The sequence below is a fragment of the Roseovarius indicus genome, assembly GCF_008728195.1.
Lineage (GTDB): Bacteria > Pseudomonadota > Alphaproteobacteria > Rhodobacterales > Rhodobacteraceae > Roseovarius > Roseovarius indicus.
In genome coordinates, this window is record NZ_CP031598.1 from 2,149,681 (window position 1) to 2,168,948 (window position 19,268).

Consider the following 19,268-nt stretch of genomic DNA (forward strand, 5'->3'; position numbering starts at 1 on the left):
TGCATCAAAGAAGCTAAGAAATCGTTCTCGAGTCACATGATCTTCGCAGCCGCGGATTTGTCTTCAGAAGAGTTCGACACTGCCGGACGGCGTTCTGGGCCGGCGCACCACTTTTTCGGTGCGTTGCACCTCGCCCCCGGACGGATCGACCCGTTCGACGCGCGCGATGCCGGTCGCCGGGCGAAAGCGCAGTCGCCGGCCGAACCGACCGCCGGTATCCGCCCCTCGCAGGATGAACCCCTCCTGCCGGACGAAATCGCGGGCGAACTGGGCATTGCTGTCGCCGATCCTGCCCAGCCCCGACACCACGTTCCCGCCGCCGAATAGCTGTACCTCGAGCCGGTTGCGATGGGCGCCGGCCCGCAGCATGGCGTTGATCAGCTGCTCCATCGAATGCGCCCCGTACTTGATGTTGTTGCCCGCCGAGGGGTCGTTGCCGGGGAGCAGGAAGTGATTCATGCCGCCGATCTTGCGGAACGGGTCGAAGACGCAGGCGGCCACGCAGGAGCCCAGAACGGTCGTCATTTCATCGTCGGGCCGGTCCGAGACGCGGTACTGGCCCTGAATGATATGGATGACGTTGAGAAGGCGGTCAGCCATGTCGGCTCCTTTCGGTGGATTGGGCCGCGGCGGAGAGAAGCGCGGGGCCGATGCGGGAAATTGGAAGTTGCTGGGCGACGGCCCCCATCTCGAAGGCGGCGCGGGGCATGCCGTAGACGGTCGAACTGGCCTCGTCCTGCCCGATCGTCCATCCGCCGGCCCGGCGGATGGCGGCGAGCCCCTCGGCCCCGTCGCGGCCCATACCGGTCAGCAGGACGCCGACCGCCGCCGGGCCGAGCGTGGCGGCCGAGTGGAAAAGCGCATCGACCGAGGGCCGGTGGCCGGACACGGGCGCGCCGGGAACAAGGCGGCAGCGCCGGCCCGGCGGGACGATCGAGAGGTGCCGGTCATTGCCCGGCGCCATGAGCACCAGCCCCGGTTCCAGCGAATCGGATGCAGCGGCCGGGCGGACCTGCGCCGAACAATGCCGGTCGAGCCGCTGGGCCAGGCCGGGAAGGTACGTGCCGCTGATGTGCTGCACGATCAGCGTCGGCGGGCAGGATTTCGGGTAGGCGGAAAGAACCTGGATCAGCGCCTCGACGCCGCCGGTCGAGGCGCCGATGACCACTGTTTTCCACCCGTCGGAGATATGGGCCCTGGGGCACGGCTGCACGGGCTGGCGCCGAAGCCCGAAACGGGTTCCGAGGTAGGGGCCGAGACCGCCCGCGCGATCGACATCGACGTCGGTGATGCTGGTATATGGCCCGGACGCCGGGCGGAGCCCCGCCGCGATCAGGATGCAGTCGACCTCGAGCGCGGCGAGCATCGCGGCGTACATCGGAAAGTTGCCCAGTCGCGTCACCTCTTCCGCGATGAGCACGAGGTCGGGATGCTCGTGCTCGGTCAGATTGTAGGCCTCCGTCAGGTCCCTCGCACTTCCGATCAGGGCGATACCGGGCGTTTCGCCGATCGACTGAAGATAGCGGTGCGACCGGTGCCGACGCGGGTCGAGCAGCAGGATCGAGAGGCTGGATGATTCTTGCGACGGCACGGGAGCTCTTCCTGGCAATGGCCCCGGCCTGTCCGGGCGCCTGCGTCGATCTTTAGGCGCAGAGAGTTAAGAGCCGGAAAACTCATGCATAGAATTTTACGGGATTGATCTGCGCATGATCCGGCCGGCGTTAACCGATTGTTCTTGGTTGGTGCATAACGTCGCCCTCGGTCCGGGTGCCCTGGAAACGGGGCTCCGCACCGTCCGCAACAGCCGCGCGATCTGTGATGAGGTAAGGAATGGAAGCTCTGAAAATCGTTCAGGAACCGTCGGAAGACCGTTTCGCCACCTTCGGGTTGGACCTGTCAAACACCGAAACGTTGAAGCGGCTTCGGCCGACGATCAGCGCGGCACTCGGTCCGGCGCTGGATGGGCTTTACGACAATATCCGGGCCAACCCGGGGCTGCGCGCGTTTTTTCAAGACGAACAGCACATGGAGCGTTCGAAGGAAGCCCAGCGTCGGCACTGGCTGGCCATCTGTAACGGCCGGTTTGACGACGACTACCAGGAGCGCGCCCACCGGATCGGCAAGACCCACGCCCGGATCGGGCTGCGGCCCATAGACTATATCGGCGGGTACTCGCACGTGTGCGACGCCCTGATCGCGGCCGTGGTGAGCGAGCATCTTGGCCGGTCTTCACGTCTTTTCGGCTTTCGCCGTACCGATGTTGACGGGCTGACGCTGGACATCTGCACGCTGATCAAGGCGACGCTGATCGATGTCAGCGCGTCTCTCTCCGTCTATACCGACAGCGTCGAGAACATGAGGGACGATGCCGAGACATGTCTCGCCTTTTCCCTCGACAAGCTGGCCGACGCGTTGGCCGCGCTGGCGGAAGGCGACCTCACGGTGTCAGTCGACACGGCGGAATTCAACGGCAACGAGAAGCTGGCGTCGGCACTGAATCTTGCCGTGTCTAACCTGAGCGACCTGATTTCCGAGACGCGCCGAAGCGCAGAGACGATCAAGTCGAGCTCGCGGGAAGTGGCCCAGGCGGCGGATGATCTCGCCAAGCGCACCGAGCAGCAGGCGACCAATCTCGAGGAAACGACAGCCGCGGTGAACACGCTCAACGATTCCGTGCGTGACACGGCCGCCTCGGCCCGCACGACGAACGAGACCGTCGACCTTGCACTTCGAGATGCGCGGGCCGGGGGCAAGGTCGTCGAGGACACGCAAAAGGCCATGACGCAGATCGAATCGTCTGCGCATGAGATGAGCCAGATCATCGGTGTCATCGACGAGATCGCCTTCCAGACCAACCTGCTGGCGCTCAACGCCGGGGTCGAGGCCGCGCGGGCAGGCGAAGCCGGCAAGGGATTCGCCGTCGTGGCATCCGAGGTCCGGACACTCGCACAACGCTCCGCCGAGGCGGCCAAATCGATCAAGGCGCTGATCGGTGCCAGCTCGGATCACGTCTCGGCCGGCGTGGAACTGGTGCAGAACACCTCCGAGGTCCTCAAGCGAACGATCGCGGCGTTCGGCGAAGTGAGCGAACAGGTCAACGCGATCACCGAGGCGACGCAGACCCAGGCTTCGAACATCGAAGAAATCAACGCCGCGGTCTCCTACCTCGACCAGATGACCCAACAGAATGCGGCCATGGTCGAGCAGACGTCGGCGGCCGGGGCGTCGCTTGCGAACGAGGCCGACACCATGGCCGGACAAGTCGCGGAATTCCGGCTCGGCTCCTGAAGCGCCTGCACCGACGGCTGCCGGAAAGGCGAGGCGAGACACGCATGTTCATGTTCCGATCAAGAAGGACTTCGACAATGGACGACAAGCTATTGCTGCCTGCGCGGTTTGACAGCGCCGCGGCTCAGACGGTCACCGAGAACCTCATGGTACGGCGGGGCCGCCCCCTGACCGTCGGTGCCGGTCAGGTTGCCTTTGCCGGGGCGCTGGGGCTTCAGGTGCTTATCGCCGCCCGACGCCAATGGGCACAGAGTGATATCGCATTCGAGGTGTCCGAACCGAGCGACGCATTGCTCGACGCGTGCCGGGCACTCGGTATTGCAGGCTCCGAAATCGGCATTTCGCCGGATCCGGAGGTCGCGGCATGACGGTACAGGTTCTGGCAATCGACGATTCCCGCACCATGCGCAATCTTCTCAACGCGACGCTAAGCTCGGCCGGTTTCGAAGTCGAGCTCGCCGAGGATGGTGAAGACGGCTTGCGCCGCTTTGACCAATCCGACCCCGATGTGGTGATCACGGACATCAACATGCCCCGCCTTGACGGTTTCGGCTTCATCGAGGCCGCAAGGGGCCGGTCGCGCGACCGGGTGGTGCCGATCCTGGTTTTGACGACCGAGAGTGCCGCAGACCTGAAGGATCGCGCCCGCGCCGCCGGGGCGTCGGGCTGGATCGTCAAACCTTTCGACGAGGACAAACTTCTATGGGCGATCGAACGGGTCGCAGGACCGGAGGTGCGTCGATGAGCTCCAACGGAACCGAGGATTTTCGCAGCTCTTTCTTCGAGGAGTGTGAGGAACTGCTCGAATCCATGCATGATGGGTTCGATCTGCTGGCGGGTGGCGGGCAGGATGGCGAGACGATGAACGCCATCTTTCGCGCCGTCCATTCCATCAAGGGCGGGGCGGGAGCCTTTGGCTTCACCGATCTCGTGGCCTTCGCCCACCAGTTCGAAACTGCGCTGGATCACGTGCGTTCGGGTAAATGCGAGGCCGATGCGGAACTTCTCGATCTCTTCCGGCAGTGCGGCGACAACCTGTCCGACCTTGTGTCTGCTGCCAGAAATGGCGGCGATGTCCCGCCTCGCGGCGCTGGCTTGCTTGAGCTGCTGCACGATGCAATCGGCACGAGCGCAGACAGCGAAGATGACGCGCCACCGGATTTCGAACCCGTGACGCTCGACATCGGTGCGGGAGGGGGCGCGGATCGGGTTTTCACCATACGCTTTTCCGCCGCGCCCGGACTTTTTGCCTCCGGAAATGAGCCGCTGGTGCTGTTCCGGGCCTTGGCCGGCCTTGGCCGGCTCGACGTAGAGGCCGACGTGTCCGGCGTGCCCCAGCTTGACAGGTTGACCCCGCAGGAGTGTCATCTTGCCTGGACCGCGACGCTTTCAACCCGCGCGAGCGAGACGGATATTCGCGACGTTTTCGAGTTCGTCGATGGCGCCTGCCGGCTCGACATCGACGAGGAGGCCGGACCGGCTGATCCGCCAGAGGAGGTTCCGGCTGCAGGGCTGCCGTCCTTGTCCGAACTGATCGGTGGTGGCGAAGATTCCGATGCCACCCGGGAAACCGATCGCGAACCGGAAGCCGCAGGGCCCGAGCCCGCTGCCACAACGGCCGGCAGCAGTGCACCTCGCCCGGGCGGTACGATCCGGGTCGATCTCGACAAGATCGACAAGCTCATCAACCTGGTGGGAGAATTGGTGATCAAGGAAGCGATGTTGTCGCAGTCGATCACCGATCTTCCCGGGCAAACGGAAAGCGACCTTTCGGCCGCTTTGGAAAGTCTCAAGCAACTGGCTGGCGAGATACAGGAGGGTGTGATGGCAGTCCGCGCTCAGCCGGTGAAACCCATGTTCCAACGCATGGCGCGTATCGTGCGCGAGGCTGGAGCTGCCACCGGAAAGAGAGTGCGTTTCGTCACGAACGGGGACTACACCGAGGTCGACAAGACCGTAATCGAACGCCTTGTCGATCCGCTAACGCACATGATTCGCAATGCCATCGACCATGGCCTCGAAACGGCCGACCAGCGCGAGGCAGCCGGCAAGTCGCGCGAAGGCACAGTCACGATCACGGCGGCGCATAGATCCGGCCGGGTGATGATCGACGTCGCCGATGATGGCGGAGGCATCAATCGCGAGAAAGTCAGGAAACTGGCGGTCGAGCGTGGCCTCATTGCAAAATCAGATACGCTCTCTGCGGCGGAGATCGACAACCTCCTGTTTCTGCCGGGCTTTTCGTCCAAGGACGAGGTGTCGGAAATGTCGGGCCGTGGCGTTGGTCTCGACGTTGTGCGCAGTGAAATCCAGACACTCGGCGGGCGGGTCTCGATCCATTCGGAACCGGGTGAGGGCACGACGTTTTCGATCAGCCTGCCGCTGACGCTGGCCGTGCTCGAGGGCATGGTGATCCGGGTCGCCAACCAAACGATGGTGGTACCGATCTCCGCGATCCAGGAAACCCTGCAGCCGCGGTCTGCCGCCATCCATGCGATAGGATCCGGCGGTTGGGTCCTCAAGAACCGAAGCGGTCTCGTTCCCGTCATCGATCTGGGTGGCTTCTTCGGGTTTCGAGGATCGGTCGCCGATATCGACTCCCACGTGCTGCTGCTGATCGAATCCGATGCCAATCAGCACTATGCCCTGATTGTCGATGACATACAGGATCAGCGGCAGGTCGTGATCAAGAGCCTCGAAACCAACTACCAGCAGGTTCAAGGCGTTGCCGCCGCCACCATTCTCGGCGACGGGCGGATCGCGCTCATCATCGACCCGGACAGCATCGCGCGTGGCAGCGGCGGCCTGGGGTCGGGACATTCCTCTTTCCAAATGGCGGTATGACCATGAAACACGCGGTACTAGAACCTTCGAGAACCTACCAGGAAGTCGTGGCTTTCCGGGTGTCGGACCAGGATTTCTGCTTTGACCTCACATCGGTCAGGGAGATACGCGGTTGGACGGAGACAACCATCCTCCCGCGGGCGCAAAGCTATGTGAAAGGTGTCATAAACCTGCGTGGCTCTGTCGTCCCGGTGGTAGACCTATCAGAACGCTTGGGGCTTGGGGCCACAGACCCTCACCCGCGCACCGTGATCATCATCACGGTGCTTGAAAACCAGACTGTCGGGCTTCTGGCGGATGTGGTCTCTGATATCCTGACGGTGTCTCCAAGTGATCTTCAGCCCATTCCGGATATCGTCGACGACACGGTGCGGCGATTCATTTCCGGTGTCCTCGTCATAGAAGACAGGATGATCCGAAAGATGGATCTGGCCGAGGTGTTGCCGTCGGTTCAGGGTGAGGCAGTATGACGTGACCCGCATGCCGACGCCCGCACCGGCGATGGTGCGCAACGAACTCGACGACAGATCCTTTCTGCGACTTTCCGAGCTCGTTTACTCGGAAAGCGGCATTGTACTGAGCGACGGCAAGCGTAACCTGGTGACGTCGCGCCTGGCGCGACGATTGCGTGATCTCGATCTCGCCGATTTCGATGCGTATTGCCAGCATCTGGAGTCGGCCGATGGCGCCGCCGAGAGGCGCCGAATGATCTCGCTTCTGACGACGAATGTGACGAAGTTCTTTCGTGAAGTGCACCATTTTGAAGCCTTGCAGGCGCAGATTTTGCCACCGCTCATTGCGCGGGCTCGCAGCGGTGGGCGGGTGCGCATCTGGTCGGCCGGCTGTTCGTCGGGGCAGGAACCCTACAGCATCGCGGCGACCGTCAAGAAGCTGATGCCCGACGTGAACCGCCATGACTTGCGTATCCTCGGGACGGATATCGATCCGGAGATGATCCGCGCTGGCCGCGCGGCGATCTACACCGATGCCGACGAGCCGCAGATACCGCCCGACATGCGAAGGCTCATGTTCGGGCCGGCGGAGACCCGGGAAGCCGGAGTGCCGATCGCCCCTGATGTCAAGTCGCTGGTCACGCTGACGGAGTTGAACCTGATGCAGGATTGGCCGATGCGTGGTCGCTTCGACGTGATCTTCTGCCGCAACGTGGTGATCTATTTCGACGCCAAAACCCAGGCGCGCCTCTGGGCGCGGTTCGCGGAGGTTCTGGCGCCGGGCGGCTATCTGTTCGTCGGGCATTCCGAGCGTGTCTCGGGCCCGGCGGTCGACCAGTTCACGCCGACCGGCGTGACGCAGTATTGCCGCACGTGATCCTCCGCTGCGGCCTCAGGAAAACAGGAGACGATCGTGAGTCTGAAAGAAAGATTGAGCGTGATGGTCGTGGACGACATGTCGGTCAGCCGGGGCCTGATCATCCAGGCGTTGGAGGATATCGGCATCAAGACCATCGACTTTTGCAATGATGGCGAAAGCGCGTTCCGCAAACTTGCGGTGAAGCCGGTACACTTGGTCATTTCCGACTACAACATGCCTGGGGCGAATGGCCTGCAGCTGTTGGCGGGGCTGCGGCAGTACCAGGCGACGCAGCGGATCGGGTTCATCCTGATTACCGGTACCGCATCGCAGGAGATCGTCGACAAGGGAAACCAGCTGGGCATGAACAATTACCTCAAGAAGCCGTTTTCTTCGGCCGACCTGAAGGCCTGCATCGAGCGCGTCGTGGGGCCGCTATGACGATGAATGAAGATGAAAACATTTCGCTGGCGGCCGTGCTTTCGAACACCGCGAAGCTGCTGGAGGTCCTGTCGGCCAAGTCCGCGGAGATCGATGAAGCTGTCGGCGACTGGCTGGTCAGCGGTGACGGGACCCGACCGCCGCTTGTTTTGCTGCAGGATGTCGATCTCCTCAGGCAGTCGGTCGACTGTCTGAGGATCCTGGCGGGTAATCTTGCCCGGCAGGAGCTTGAGGGTTGCATCATTTCGGTCGCCGACGCCGTTGATGGTATCTATCTGGAATCGATAAGAAGCGGCTGCCGGCGCACCTGAAAACAGCCGCCGCAGCCGACGAAAAAAGCCCCGACATGTGTCGGGGTTTTTCTTGTTTGCCTGTTTCGATGTTCCGCTTGGCGCCAGGGTGGCGTGATCGCGAGGAGGAGGTCTCTTCGCGAAATGCCTGCCCGCGTGGTTCGCGGCGGCCCGGGTCATGCGACCCGGGCTGTTCCGTTGCGCGGGTCGGTGCGGAAGCTCTGGACAGCGGCGTTGAGATCCCGGGCGTCCTGGTCGAGCTGGTGGGTGGCGGCGGTCGATTCTTCCACCATGGCCGCATTCTGCTGGGTCACACCGTCCAGCTGGCCGACGCCCGTGTTGATCTGGGTGAGGCCGGCCGATTGCTCGGCGGTGCGCTCCGCGATGCGGGTGATATGGATGGAAATATCCGCGACCTGCCGGACGATGGATTGCAGCGCGTCGCCGGCCTTTCGTACGAGCGAGACACCTTCCTCGACATGGGTGGCGGAGCCGTCGATCAACGACTTGATCTCGAGCACGGCCTCGGACGAACGATGCGCGAGCGCGCGCACCTCGGTCGCGACCACGGCGAACCCCTTGCCGGCCTCGCCAGCCCGTGCGGCCTCGACCCCGGCGTTGAGTGCCAGCAGGTTGGTCTGGAAGGCAATATCCTCGATCACGCCGATGATCTGGTGGATCTGGGCCGAGCTTTCCTCGATCGTGCTGACCGCGTCGACGGCCCGGTGCACGACGTGGCCGGTTTCGTCGGCGTCGCAGCGTGCGGTGTCGGCAATATCGGCCGCCTCGCGGCTTTCACTGGCTGTGGTGGCGATGCTGCGGGTGAGCTCGTCGAGTGCCGCCGCGGTTTCCTCGAGCGTGGCGGCCTGGCCTTCGGTGCGCTGGGAGAGATCGTCGGACGACCGGGCGATCTCGGTCGATCGCTGGCTGATGAAACCGGCGTTGTCGCGCACCTTTTCGACGGCGGTCGACAGGAGCGTGGTCGCCCGGTTGAAATTCTTGCGCAGGGCCTCGTATTCCGGTGCGAAGGGGATCTCGATACGCCGGGTCAGATCGCCTTCGGCCAGACCGTCGAGGCCGACGGTAAGCGCATCGACGACCGTGCGCTGTTCCTGCTCTTTCTGCGCGATCATTTCGGCCGTTTCGCGGGCCTTGGCATCGGCCTCGCGGGCGAGGCGTTCGGTCTCTCGCGCGCGCACCAGCTTTTCGCGCTGACCGTCGAGGGCGCGGGCGATGCGCCCGATCTCGTCACCCTTGCCGAGATGTGGCACAGGCGTTTCCAACTGCCCTTCCGCAACCCGTGTCATGGCAGCGGTCACGTCCTCGAGCGGGCGCGAGAGCCAGCGCCGCAGCAGGTAGGCGGAGATGAGTAAAAGGGACACGAGCACGCCGATGGCCCAGAGCCATGCCTCCTGGCTGGCCTCGTGGACGATCTGCATCTGCCCCTCGGGGGACCAGAGGCTGCCGACGGCGCCGACGATCGTGTTCTCCTCGCCCATAATGACGGGAACGACCACGGCTGTGCCGTCTTCGCTGAATTGCGGCTCGCCCCGTTCCATTGCGGCGATCGCCAAGGGCCTGAGGGTCGAGCTTGGATCGAAGCCTTCCATGCCGGCGCGAGCCGCTTCCTCGGCCCCCGGGCGATAAGCCGCGAGCCCGACGACATCACCATGCTCCTTTTCGAGAAGGTTGCTCATTTCCTCTTCGATGCGATCGAACTTTTCGAACCGAATGGCGCCGGCCGACCGATCGGCAAGGGCCGAGGTGGCGGACGTGGCGCGCATGATGATCTGGTCGCCGACCATGCCTTTCAGCATGGCCGAGTATTGCAGTGCCGGTATGGTCGCGACGCAGACCGCCGTGAGGAAGACCATGGTGATGGCTTTGAAAAACACGTTGATTTGCATCCGAACCTCCAGTTCCTTGACGCAGCCCGAGGGCCTTACATCAGTGCTTCGGCATTGACGCCCACGGTGAGCGCCCCCACCGGTTCACCGGTTTCCGGGTCGGTCAGGGTGACCGAGATATAGCCCTGGTAGGTCTGTGTGGATTCGTCGAATTCCACCTCGCCCAGATGGATGGCGCCGGGGCCTTTGGCGTAGGTTTCGGTGAACTTCGCTTCATCGCCCTGCCACATGTCCGAGGTCATGGACGTGGAGGCGACGTTGAGCCCATGGGCATCCATCGCGAAGGCTTCGGTGATGACGCCGCCCGAGTCCTCGACACGCGTGCGCAGGAAATCGGCGGCGTCGTTGTGAAGTACGGGCTGGATAATCGGGGCATCGGCCGCGCCGACTTCGGAGCGCCATTCGGCGTCCATCGCGTCGATATCGGCCTGGGTCAGGCCAGAGCGCGCGGCGTTCTGGGCCTCGATGGCCGAGATCAGCGCCGGGTCGTTCGCCCAGTGTGCGATCGCGGTCTCGTAGTAGTTCGACAGGGTGGCCGAGAAGTCGTCCGCGGTGGCGGACAGGGTCGTGGCGGACAGGCTCGCCACGGCCGTGAGGGCGAAGAGGACTTTGTGCATGGAAGGACTCCGTTCATGTTTGGACAATGAACAGGGCTAGGGAAAATTAGCTTACATGCCGTTAAATCCCGCATGACGGGGGATGTCGGCGCGCGTTATCGCGCTGCCATTTACGTAGAATTGCTCGTAGTTTCGATTACGTCACGCGGTTTGCCCGGTGGAATTCCGGCCTGTCCCAGGCTTTCGTATCGATGATATCGGCGAGGATTGTCACAGCGGCGGAGACGTCGGCGCTGTCGATATAGAGCGGCGTGAAGCCGAAGCGCATGACATCGGGTGCGCGGAAGTCGCCTATGACACCGCGGGCGATCAGGGCCTGCATGGCGGCGTAGCCGTGCTCGAAGGCGAAGGAGACCTGGCTGCCGCGGTGTTGCGCGTCGCGCGGGCTGACGAGATGGAGGTCGGGGCAGGCGGTTTCGACCTCGGCGATGAACTGTTCGCAGAGCGCGACGGAGGCGGCGCGGATCTCGGCCATGTCGGTTTCGGCCCAGACTTCCAGTGCCGCTTCGAGGGCGGTCATTTGCAGCACCGGGGGCGTACCCACGCGCATGCGTTCGATGCCGGGGGCGGGGCGGTAGCCTTGTTCGAAGGCGAAGGGCGCATCGTGGCCGAGCCAGCCCGAGAGGGCGGGTTGGGCCGTGGCCGCGAGGTCGGGGCGGATGTAGATGAAGGCCGGCGCGCCGGGGCCGCCGTTGAGGTACTTGTAGGTGCAACCGACGGCGAAATCGCAGTTGGAGCCTGCGAGGTCGATTTCGAGGGCGCCGGCGCTGTGGGCGAGATCCCAGATCATCACGGCACCGGCGGCGTGGGCCTTGTCGGTAATGGCGTGCATGTCGTGGCGCCGCCCGGTGCGGTAATCGACCTCGGTCAGCATCACGGCGGCGAGGCTGTCGTCGATGGCGTCGGCCACCTCTTCCGGGGCGACGGTACGCAGCTCGTAGCCTGCGTTTTTCAGCGCGATCAGGCCTTCGGCCATGTAGAGATCGGTCGGGAAGTTGCCTTTGTCCGACAGGATCACCCGGCGGTCGGGGCGCATGGCGAGCGCGGCGGAGAGGGCCTGGAAGACCTTGATCGAGAGCGTGTCGCCCATCACGACAGAGCCCTCGGGCGCGCCGATGAGCCGGGCCACGGCATTGCCGACGCGCAGGGGTTGTTCCATCCAGCCGCACGAATTCCACGCGCGGATGAGCTCCTGCCCCCATTCGCGGGTGACGGCCTCGGCCACGCGGGCGGGCACGTGTTTGGGCAGGGGCCCGAGCGAGTTGCCGTCGAGATAGATCACGCCTTCGGGCAGGTCAAAGAGGTCTTTTCGGGGCAGGGTGGTCATCATAGTCCTCCGCGCATGTGCCAGAGTTCGGGGAAGAGCTCGACCTCGAGCATCCGGCGCAGGTAGCTCACACCGCTGGTGCCGCCAGTGCCGCGTTTGAGGCCGATGACGCGCTCGACCGTGGTGACGTGGTTGAAACGCCAGCGGCGGAAGTAGTCTTCGAGGTCGACAAGCTTTTCGGCGAGTTGGTAGAGGGTCCAGTGTTTGTCGGGGGCGCGGTAGATGATCGTCCACGCTTCGATCACGGCCTCGTCGGCTTTATGCGGCTCGCGCAGGCGGAAGATGTCGGGGTCAAAGCTGCGGCCGAGGTGGGTTTCCAGCAGGCGCAGGGCGACGTGGTAGAGGGTGGGCTTTTCCAGTTCCTCTTCCAGCAGGGCATGCAGGTCGGGGCGGTGTTCGTGGACCTTCATCATCGCCGTGTTGCGGTTGCCGAGCAGGTATTCGATCAGGCGGTACTGGTGCGACTGGAAGCCCGAGGAGGCCCCGAGGCTTTCGCGGAAGGTCGTGTAGTCGCTGGGCGTCATGGTGCGCAGCACGTCCCACGCGCCGTTCAACTGCTCGAAGATGCGGGCGACGCGGGTGAGCAGCTTGAAAGCCTGTTCCTGCCGGCCCTGCTGCAGAAGGTCGCGGGCGGTGCCGAGCTCGTGCAGGGCAAGTTTCATCCAGAGTTCCGAGGTCTGGTGCTGGATGATGAAGAGCATTTCGTCATGGGCATCCGACAGCGGGTGCTGGGCCTCGAGGAGCGAGTCGATGGCAAGGTAGTCGCCATAGCTCATGTCGCCCGCGAAGGCCGTCTTGGCACCGTCGCTGGTGGGGTCGTATCCGCTCATCTCAGTATTTCTTTCGTGAGCGGGCTGTCGGGGTCTTCGAGCCCGCCGATCACGGTGAAATGGTTGTGACCGGGGTCGTAGACGGAGGTGACGTCGGCGCCCTTGAGGCCCCAGACCTCTTCAATCAGGCGAGTCTGGCGGATGAATTCGGGGCGTTCCTGTGCGCCGACCCAGGCGGTGAGGGGCACGCCGGGGAGCGGGTCGTACCCGGCGGGGCTTTCGGCTTCGGCTTCCTCGGGCGTCAGGCGCAGGGTGTCGTTGAGCTTGATGGCGGTCAGGGGGCCGAGCTGGTGCAGGCCGGAGATCGAGGTGACGCGGGCAAGGCGGGCCGCCACATCCTCGGGCAGCACGCCCTGGCACATCATCCGGGCCACGAGGTGCCCGCCGGCGGAGTGGCCGGAGAGGCGGATCGGGCCGGGAACCTGGCCCGCGGCGACGGTCACGGCGCGGGTGATACATTGGGTGATCTCGCTGATCCGGGCGTCGGGGGCGAGGGGATAGGAGGGCATGGCCACCGTCCAGCCGCTTTCGACACAGCCGCGGGCGAGGTTGGACCAGGAGGATTTGTCGAAGGCCCGCCAGTAACCGCCATGGACGAAGACCATGAGGCCGCGGCTTTCGCTCTCGGGTGCGAAGATATCCATCACCTCGCGCGGGCCATCGCCATAGGCCACATCCTCTTGCAGGCGCCCGGCCTTGGCCATCTCCGCACGGTAGGCCCCGGCGGCCTCGGCCCATTGGCCGGGCAGGGCAGCGCCGCCGGGTATGTAGGCCATGTTCTCGAATGCGTCGTCCCAGTCGATCATCTCGTTCCTCCGCGTCTGGTCCGCCTTGGCGGGTGGGTGCACAGTATCTGTCATTTGCAATATTTCAAGCTTGAAGGTTTAAGCTTGAAATAAATTTCGGCTCCTCCTATCCTGACCGGGAAACAAGATGCAGGGAAGGGAGGAAGAGCCATGCGTGTTGCCTGTCTGGGCGGGGGGCCGGCCGGTCTCTACTTCGCCATATCGCTGAAGCTGCGCCAGCCGGAGGCCGAGGTGGTCGTGCTCGAGCGCAACAAGCCCGATGACACGTTTGGCTGGGGCGTGGTCCTGTCGGATGAAACGCTCGACAACCTGCATCAGAACGACGCCAAAAGCGCCGAGGCGATCCGGGCGCATTTCGCCTATTGGGACGATATCGCCGTGCATTACCGGGGCGAGAAGGTGGTCTCGACCGGGCATGGGTTCTGTGGCATCGGGCGCAAGCAATTGCTGCTGCTGTTGCAGGAGCGGGCGCGGGAGCTGGGCGTCGAGCTGCGGTTCGAGACGGAGGTGGAAAGCGCCTCGGCCTATGCCAAGGATTTCGACCTCGTGGTCGCCTGCGACGGGCTGAATTCCAAGACCCGCACCGAGTTTGCCGACACGTTCAAGCCGGATATCGAGCCGCGCGCCTGCAAGTTCGTCTGGCTGGGCACGCATCAGAAATTCGACGACGCCTTCACCTTCATCTTCGAAGAAACCGACAAGGGCTGGGTCTGGGCGCATGCCTACCAGTTCGACGACGACACCGCGACCTTCATTGTCGAGACCGACGAGGCCACGTGGGAGGCCTATGGTTTCGGAGAGATGAATCAGGAGGAGAATATCGCGGTCTGCGAGGAGATCTTCCGCGATCATCTCGACGGCAACAGCCTGATGTCGAACGCCAAGCATATCCGGGGTTCGGCCTGGCTGAACTTCCCCCGGGTGCTTTGCGAGAAATGGTATCACGAGAATATCGTGCTGATGGGCGATGCCTCGGCCACGGCGCATTTCTCGATCGGGTCGGGCACCAAGCTGGCGGTGGAAAGCGCCATTGCGCTGGCCGAATACCTGACGACGAAGCCGACGATGGAGGCCGCGTTCGAAGCCTACCAGGACGAGCGGCGGCTGGAGGTGCTGCGGCTGCAATCGGCGGCGCGGAATTCGCTGGAGTGGTTCGAGGAGGTGCATCGGTACCTGCACCTTGACCCGGTACAGTTTAACTATTCCCTGCTGACCCGGTCGCAGCGGATCAGCCACGAGAACCTGCGCCTGCGGGATGCAGCGTGGCTGGAAGGGGCCGAGAAGTGGTTCCAGACGCGGGCGGGCGGGCCGGACAGCCCGGTGCGCTCGCCGATGTTCGCGCCGTACCGGCTGCGGGAGATGGCCCTGAAGAACCGGATCGTGGTGTCGCCGATGGCGCAGTACAAGGCCGTCGATGGCTGCCCCACCGACTGGCATCTCGTGCATCTGGGCGAGCGGGCCAAGGGCGGGGCCGGGCTGGTTTACACCGAGATGACCTGCGTGTCGCCCGAAGGCCGGATCACGCCGGGCTGTCCGGGGCTTTATGCGCCGGAGCATGAGGCGGCGTGGCAGAGGGTCGTCGGGTTCGTGCATGAAGAGACGGACGCGAAGATCTGCTGCCAGATCGGCCATTCCGGGCGCAAGGGCTCGACCCAGCTTGGCTGGGAGGAGATGGACGCGCCTTTGGCCGAGGGGAATTGGGAGACGATGTCGGCCTCGGCGATTGCGTGGTCGGACCGGAACGCCGTGCCGCGAGAGATGACGCGGGAGGATATGGACCGGGTCAGGGACGAGTTCGTGGCGGCGGCGGAGATGGCCGAGCGTGCGGGGTTCGACATGATCGAGCTGCATGCGGCGCACGGCTACCTGATTTCGTCCTTCATCTCGCCGGTGTCGAATGTGCGGCAGGATGAGTATGGCGGAAGCCTCGAGAACCGGCTGCGCTATCCGCTGGAGGTGTTCGAGGCGATGCGGGCGGTGTGGCCCGAGGACAAGCCTATGGCCGTCAGGATTTCGGCCAATGACTGGGTGGGCGACGACGGGGTGACGCCGGAGGAGGCGGTAGAGATCGCCAAGGCGTTCCACGCGGCGGGCGCCGATATCATCGACGTCTCGGCTGGTCAGACCAGCACGCAGGCCAAGCCCGTCTATGGGCGGATGTTCCAGACGCCCTTCTCTGATCGCATCCGTAACGAGACCGGCATCGCGACCATGGCGGTGGGCAATATCTACGAGGCGGACCATGCCAACTCGATCCTGATGGCGGGGCGGGCGGATCTGGTGTGCGTTGCGCGGCCGCATCTGGCCGACCCGTACTGGACGTTGCACGCGGGTGCGGCGATCGGTGACAGGCATGCGGCGTGGCCGCTGCCCTATGAGCCCGGGCGGGATCAGCTGTGGCGGCTCTCGGATCGCGAGGCCGAGGCGGTGCGGGTATGAGCGTTTCCGGGAGCCACGTGGTGATCACCGGCGGCGGCTCGGGCGTGGGGGCCGAGATGGCCCGCGTCTTTGCCGCCGAAGGGGCGAAGGTCACGATCCTCGGGCGGAGCTACGCGCCGTTGAAAGAGGTGGCGGATGAAACCGGGGCGCTGCCGCTGGCGGCGGATGTGACGCAGCGCGCGAGCCTTGATGCGGCATTGGGGCAGGCGCGGGAGGTGAACGGGCCGGTGGCCATTGCCATCGCCAATGCGGGCGCTGCGCCCTCGGCGCCGTTCCGCAAGGTGACGGCGGAGGCTTTCAGTGCCTCGCTGGCGGTGAACCTCGAAGGGGTGTTCCACCTCTGGCAGGCCTGTCACGAGGAGATGGCGGCGGCGGGCTGGGGGCGGCTGATTGCCATTGCCTCGACCGCCGGGCTGAAGGGGTATCCTTATGTCTCGCCCTATTGTGCCTCGAAACACGGGGTCATCGGGTTGACCCGGGCGCTGGCGCAGGAGTTGGGGCGTACGGGGATCACCGTCAACGCCATCTGCCCCGGTTTCATCGACACGCCGCTCTTGTCGAAGTCGATCGAGGCGATCACCGCCAAGACCGGCAAGTCGGAGGACGAGGCGCGGGCGCAGCTTTACGCGGGCAATCCGCAGAAGCGTTTCGTGGAAACGGGGGAAGTCGCGGGCACGGCGCTGTGGCTGTGTTCCAAGGCCGCGGCCTCGGTCAGCGGGCACGCGCTGTCACTTTCGGGAGGAGAAATATGAGCATGACCAAGGAACACCCGGCCCCGTCGCCGGCGTCGAAGGAAAGCCTGCGGCTGTGGCTGCGCATCCTGAAGGTGCAACGGATGGTCGAAGGGGAGCTGCGCGAACGGTTCAGGACCGAGTTCGACACCACCCTGCCGCGTTTCGACGTGATGTCGGCGCTCTACCGCTATCGGGACGGCATGAAGATGAGCGAGCTTTCGCGGGCGCTGAAAGTGTCGAACGGCAACGTGACGGGCATCGTCGACCGGCTGGCTGACGATGGCCTGGCGCTGCGCGTGCCAGTGCCGGGGGACCGGCGGGCGGCGATGGTGCGGCTGACGAAACGCGGCATCGAGGTGTTCGAGGCGCAGGCCGCCGCGCACGAGGTCTGGGTGCACGAGGCGTTGGGCGGGCTGGAAGGCGAGGAGAGCGCGATGGTGGCCCGGATGCTCGACCATGCTTTGACAGAAGGAGACGACGATGCGCAGTGACGTTGAGCATTTCCAGTGCAGTATCGAGAACGGGATCGCGCGCGTGGCGCTCGACCGGCCGGAGCGGAAGAACCCGCTGACATTCGACAGCTATGCCGAGCTGCGGGATTGGTTCCGCGACCTGCATTACGCCGATGACGTCGATGCGGTGGTCTTCGCGGGGAGCGGCGGGAATTTTTCCTCTGGCGGCGATGTGCACGAGATCATCGGGCCGCTCACGAAGATGAACATGAAGGAGCTGATGCGGTTTACGCGGATGACCGGGGATCTCGTGAAGGCGATGGTGAATTGCGGCAAGCCGATCATCGCGGCGGTGGATGGGATCTGTGCGGGCGCCGGGGCGATCATCGCCATGGCCTCGGACATGCGGATTGCCACGCCCGAGGCGAAGACGGCTTTCCTGTTCACGCGCGTGGGGCTGGCGGGGTGCGATATGGGCGCCTGCGCGATCCTGCCCCGGATCATCGGGCAGGGCCGGGCGGCAGAGCTTCTTTATACAGGCCGGGCGATGAGCGCCGAGGAGGGCGAACGCTGGGGGTTCTACAACAGGCTGGTCTCGCAGGAGGAGCTGGAGGCGGAGGCGATGGAGATGGCCCGCCGTATCGCCGCGGGCCCGAACTTTGCCCACATGATGACCAAGACGATGCTGGCGCAGGAATGGTCGATGTCGATCGAACAGGCGATCGAGTCGGAGGCGCAGGCGCAGGCGATCTGCATGCAGACCGAGGATTTCACGCGGGCGTTCAACGCATTCGTGGCCAAGGAAAAACCGGTCTTCGAGGGGGATTGATGGCCGACCGCAGCTATCTCGACTGGCCGTTCTTCGAGCCGCATCACAAGGCCCATGCGGATGCGCTGGCCGGGTGGTGTGCCTCGCTGGAGGTCGACCATTCCGACACCGATGCCGCCTGCCGCAAGTTGGTGGCCGAGCTCGGGGCCGATGGCTGGCTGAAACCCACGGCAAGTGTCGATGGCGCGCCGCTCGACGTACGCACGCTGGCGCTGTCGCGGGAGACGCTGGCACGGCATGACGGGCTGGCGGATTTCGCCTTTGCCATGCAGGGCCTCGGCACCGGGGCATTGTCACTTTTCGGCTCGGACGCGCAGAAACAGGCCTGGCTACCACTCACGACCGCCGGACAGGCGATCTCGGCCTTTGCGTTGACCGAGCCTCAGTCGGGCTCTGACGTGGCGGCGTCGACGATGACCGCCACGAAGGACGGCGAGGAGTATATCCTCAACGGAGAGAAGACGTGGATCTCGAATGGCGGGATCGCGGATATCTACACCGTCTTTGCCCGGACGGGGGAAGCGCCGGGGGCGAGGGGGCTCTCGGCCTTTCTTGTCACGCCCGACATGCCCGGGTTCGAGGTGGTGGAGCGGTTGCAGGTGATCGCGCCGCACCCGCTGGCCCGGTTGCGGTTCAATGATGTGCGTGTGCCGGCGGCGAACATGATCGGCGCGCCGGGGCAGGGGTTCAAAGTAGCGATGTCGGTGCTGGACGTGTTCCGCACGACCGTGGCCGCCGCCGCGCTGGGTTTTGCCCGGCGGGCGCTCGACGAGGCGGTGGCGCGGGTGACCGAACGGCATATCCAGGGCGCGCCGCTTTCCGATTTGCAGATGGTGCAGGGGCATATCGCCGACATGGCGCTCGACGTGGATGCCAGCGCGCTGCTGGTCTATCGCGCGGCCTGGACCAAGGACAGCGGCGCGCCGCGGGTGAGCCGCGAGGCGGCGATGGCCAAGCTTTTCTCCACTGAACAGGCGCAGAGCGTGATCGACCGGGCCGTGCAGCTTCATGGCGGCGACGGCGTGCGGTCGGGCGAGGCGGTGGAGGCGCTCTACCGCGATATCCGGGCGCTGCGGATTTACGAGGGCGCCTCGGACGTGCAGCGCGTCATCATCGCGCGCGCCACACTCGATCAACTGAAAGGGAAATGACG

At 64.5% G+C, this 19,268-nt stretch carries 20 protein-coding genes; 13 read left to right on the forward strand and 7 right to left on the reverse strand.

All coding sequences use genetic code 11. The annotated features are described in order from the left end of the window. Window positions 1–63 precede the first annotated feature (63 nt). The gene (locus tag RIdsm_RS09895) at window positions 64–600 is read right to left on the reverse strand and encodes a chemotaxis protein CheD (protein WP_057813596.1); all 537 of its coding nucleotides are present in this window, start codon (window positions 598–600) and stop codon (window positions 64–66) included. Then, entirely contained in the window at window positions 593–1,591 is a 999-nt protein-coding gene (locus RIdsm_RS09900) for a CheB methylesterase domain-containing protein (RefSeq protein WP_057813594.1), read from the reverse strand. Before RIdsm_RS09900 ends, RIdsm_RS09895 begins: the two co-directional genes overlap by 8 nt. Window positions 1,592–1,830: 239 nt before the next feature. On the opposite strand from RIdsm_RS09900, the gene RIdsm_RS09905 reads away from it, so the two are divergent. The 8 genes from RIdsm_RS09905 to RIdsm_RS09940 all read left to right on the forward strand — a co-directional run bounded on the left by RIdsm_RS09905 (window position 1,831) and on the right by RIdsm_RS09940 (window position 8,195). Beyond that, on the forward strand, window positions 1,831–3,288 hold the full coding sequence (locus tag RIdsm_RS09905; RefSeq protein ID WP_057813592.1) for a globin-coupled sensor protein: 1,458 nt from the start codon (window positions 1,831–1,833) through the stop codon (window positions 3,286–3,288). Window positions 3,289–3,365: 77 nt separating this feature from the next. Beyond that, window positions 3,366–3,656: an STAS domain-containing protein gene (locus RIdsm_RS09910; protein ID WP_064260618.1), complete on the forward strand. Its 291-nt coding sequence runs from the start codon at window positions 3,366–3,368 to the stop codon at window positions 3,654–3,656. Then, window positions 3,653–4,033: a response regulator gene (locus RIdsm_RS09915; protein ID WP_057813587.1), complete on the forward strand. Its 381-nt coding sequence runs from the start codon at window positions 3,653–3,655 to the stop codon at window positions 4,031–4,033. Before RIdsm_RS09910 ends, RIdsm_RS09915 begins: the two co-directional genes overlap by 4 nt. Next, complete coding sequence (locus RIdsm_RS09920; RefSeq protein WP_057813585.1) at window positions 4,030–6,132, forward strand: chemotaxis protein CheA; 2,103 nt, start codon at window positions 4,030–4,032, stop codon at window positions 6,130–6,132. The genes RIdsm_RS09915 and RIdsm_RS09920 overlap by 4 nt, the downstream gene beginning before the upstream one ends. Further along, entirely contained in the window at window positions 6,129–6,602 is a 474-nt protein-coding gene (locus tag RIdsm_RS09925) for a chemotaxis protein CheW (protein ID WP_244955856.1), read from the forward strand. The genes RIdsm_RS09920 and RIdsm_RS09925 overlap by 4 nt, the downstream gene beginning before the upstream one ends. 10 nt (window positions 6,603–6,612) lie before the next feature. After that, the gene (locus tag RIdsm_RS09930) at window positions 6,613–7,461 is read left to right on the forward strand and encodes a CheR family methyltransferase (protein ID WP_074940113.1); all 849 of its coding nucleotides are present in this window, start codon (window positions 6,613–6,615) and stop codon (window positions 7,459–7,461) included. 36 nt (window positions 7,462–7,497) lie between these two features. Continuing rightward, window positions 7,498–7,884 carry a response regulator gene (locus tag RIdsm_RS09935; protein WP_057813583.1) on the forward strand — a complete coding sequence of 129 codons (387 nt, stop codon included), beginning with the start codon at window positions 7,498–7,500 and terminating at the stop codon, window positions 7,882–7,884. Beyond that, a complete protein-coding gene (locus RIdsm_RS09940) occupies window positions 7,881–8,195 on the forward strand; it encodes a hypothetical protein (protein ID WP_057813580.1) in 315 nt (104 codons plus the stop codon). The genes RIdsm_RS09935 and RIdsm_RS09940 overlap by 4 nt, the downstream gene beginning before the upstream one ends. Window positions 8,196–8,350: 155 nt before the next feature. Here RIdsm_RS09940 and RIdsm_RS09945 read toward each other — a convergent pair whose 3' ends face one another. The 5 genes from RIdsm_RS09945 to RIdsm_RS09965 form a co-directional block, all read right to left on the reverse strand. Further along, the gene (locus RIdsm_RS09945; protein ID WP_057813578.1) at window positions 8,351–10,081 is read right to left on the reverse strand and encodes a methyl-accepting chemotaxis protein; all 1,731 of its coding nucleotides are present in this window, start codon (window positions 10,079–10,081) and stop codon (window positions 8,351–8,353) included. Window positions 10,082–10,116: 35 nt separating this feature from the next. After that, on the reverse strand, window positions 10,117–10,698 hold the full coding sequence (locus RIdsm_RS09950; protein ID WP_057813576.1) for a hypothetical protein: 582 nt from the start codon (window positions 10,696–10,698) through the stop codon (window positions 10,117–10,119). A gap of 136 nt (window positions 10,699–10,834) precedes the next feature. After that, entirely contained in the window at window positions 10,835–12,025 is a 1,191-nt protein-coding gene (gene kynU, locus RIdsm_RS09955; RefSeq protein ID WP_057813574.1) for a kynureninase, read from the reverse strand. After that, the gene (locus RIdsm_RS09960) at window positions 12,025–12,855 is read right to left on the reverse strand and encodes a tryptophan 2,3-dioxygenase (RefSeq protein ID WP_057813572.1); all 831 of its coding nucleotides are present in this window, start codon (window positions 12,853–12,855) and stop codon (window positions 12,025–12,027) included. The genes kynU and RIdsm_RS09960 overlap by 1 nt, the downstream gene beginning before the upstream one ends. Continuing rightward, window positions 12,852–13,715 carry an alpha/beta hydrolase gene (locus tag RIdsm_RS09965; protein WP_236553181.1) on the reverse strand — a complete coding sequence of 288 codons (864 nt, stop codon included), beginning with the start codon at window positions 13,713–13,715 and terminating at the stop codon, window positions 12,852–12,854. The genes RIdsm_RS09960 and RIdsm_RS09965 overlap by 4 nt, the downstream gene beginning before the upstream one ends. Window positions 13,716–13,811: 96 nt before the next feature. Here RIdsm_RS09965 and RIdsm_RS09970 point away from each other — a divergent pair, with 96 nt between their 5' ends. The 5 genes from RIdsm_RS09970 to RIdsm_RS09990 are packed head-to-tail and all read left to right on the forward strand — an operon-like array spanning window position 13,812 to window position 19,266. After that, window positions 13,812–16,100 carry a bifunctional salicylyl-CoA 5-hydroxylase/oxidoreductase gene (locus tag RIdsm_RS09970; protein WP_057813568.1) on the forward strand — a complete coding sequence of 763 codons (2,289 nt, stop codon included), beginning with the start codon at window positions 13,812–13,814 and terminating at the stop codon, window positions 16,098–16,100. Then, on the forward strand, window positions 16,097–16,852 hold the full coding sequence (locus RIdsm_RS09975) for an SDR family NAD(P)-dependent oxidoreductase (RefSeq protein WP_057813566.1): 756 nt from the start codon (window positions 16,097–16,099) through the stop codon (window positions 16,850–16,852). Before RIdsm_RS09970 ends, RIdsm_RS09975 begins: the two co-directional genes overlap by 4 nt. Further along, window positions 16,849–17,325, forward strand: coding sequence for a MarR family winged helix-turn-helix transcriptional regulator (locus tag RIdsm_RS09980; protein ID WP_057813565.1), 477 nt, complete (start codon window positions 16,849–16,851; stop codon window positions 17,323–17,325). Before RIdsm_RS09975 ends, RIdsm_RS09980 begins: the two co-directional genes overlap by 4 nt. Then, a complete protein-coding gene (locus RIdsm_RS09985) occupies window positions 17,315–18,115 on the forward strand; it encodes an enoyl-CoA hydratase family protein (RefSeq protein ID WP_057813563.1) in 801 nt (266 codons plus the stop codon). Before RIdsm_RS09980 ends, RIdsm_RS09985 begins: the two co-directional genes overlap by 11 nt. Further along, window positions 18,115–19,266, forward strand: a complete 1,152-nt coding sequence (locus RIdsm_RS09990) for an acyl-CoA dehydrogenase family protein (RefSeq protein ID WP_057813561.1) — start codon at window positions 18,115–18,117, stop codon at window positions 19,264–19,266. The genes RIdsm_RS09985 and RIdsm_RS09990 overlap by 1 nt, the downstream gene beginning before the upstream one ends. Window positions 19,267–19,268 lie beyond the last annotated feature (2 nt).

Coding starts and splice junctions, on each gene's coding strand:
- RIdsm_RS09895 (WP_057813596.1), bottom strand. CDS start 600: ATGGCTGACCGCCTTCTCAACGTCATCCATATCATTCAGGGCCAGTAC.
- RIdsm_RS09905 (WP_057813592.1), top strand. CDS start 1,831: ATGGAAGCTCTGAAAATCGTTCAGGAACCGTCGGAAGACCGTTTCGCC.
- RIdsm_RS09910 (WP_064260618.1), top strand. CDS start 3,366: ATGGACGACAAGCTATTGCTGCCTGCGCGGTTTGACAGCGCCGCGGCT.
- RIdsm_RS09915 (WP_057813587.1), top strand. CDS start 3,653: ATGACGGTACAGGTTCTGGCAATCGACGATTCCCGCACCATGCGCAAT.
- RIdsm_RS09920 (WP_057813585.1), top strand. CDS start 4,030: ATGAGCTCCAACGGAACCGAGGATTTTCGCAGCTCTTTCTTCGAGGAG.
- RIdsm_RS09925 (WP_244955856.1), top strand. CDS start 6,129: ATGACCATGAAACACGCGGTACTAGAACCTTCGAGAACCTACCAGGAA.
- RIdsm_RS09930 (WP_074940113.1), top strand. CDS start 6,613: ATGCCGACGCCCGCACCGGCGATGGTGCGCAACGAACTCGACGACAGA.
- RIdsm_RS09940 (WP_057813580.1), top strand. CDS start 7,881: ATGACGATGAATGAAGATGAAAACATTTCGCTGGCGGCCGTGCTTTCG.
- RIdsm_RS09945 (WP_057813578.1), bottom strand. CDS start 10,081: ATGCAAATCAACGTGTTTTTCAAAGCCATCACCATGGTCTTCCTCACG.
- RIdsm_RS09950 (WP_057813576.1), bottom strand. CDS start 10,698: ATGCACAAAGTCCTCTTCGCCCTCACGGCCGTGGCGAGCCTGTCCGCC.
- kynU (WP_057813574.1), bottom strand. CDS start 12,025: ATGACCACCCTGCCCCGAAAAGACCTCTTTGACCTGCCCGAAGGCGTG.
- RIdsm_RS09960 (WP_057813572.1), bottom strand. CDS start 12,855: ATGAGCGGATACGACCCCACCAGCGACGGTGCCAAGACGGCCTTCGCG.
- RIdsm_RS09965 (WP_236553181.1), bottom strand. CDS start 13,715: ATGACAGATACTGTGCACCCACCCGCCAAGGCGGACCAGACGCGGAGG.
- RIdsm_RS09970 (WP_057813568.1), top strand. CDS start 13,812: ATGCGTGTTGCCTGTCTGGGCGGGGGGCCGGCCGGTCTCTACTTCGCC.
- RIdsm_RS09975 (WP_057813566.1), top strand. CDS start 16,097: ATGAGCGTTTCCGGGAGCCACGTGGTGATCACCGGCGGCGGCTCGGGC.
- RIdsm_RS09980 (WP_057813565.1), top strand. CDS start 16,849: ATGAGCATGACCAAGGAACACCCGGCCCCGTCGCCGGCGTCGAAGGAA.
- RIdsm_RS09985 (WP_057813563.1), top strand. CDS start 17,315: ATGCGCAGTGACGTTGAGCATTTCCAGTGCAGTATCGAGAACGGGATC.
- RIdsm_RS09990 (WP_057813561.1), top strand. CDS start 18,115: ATGGCCGACCGCAGCTATCTCGACTGGCCGTTCTTCGAGCCGCATCAC.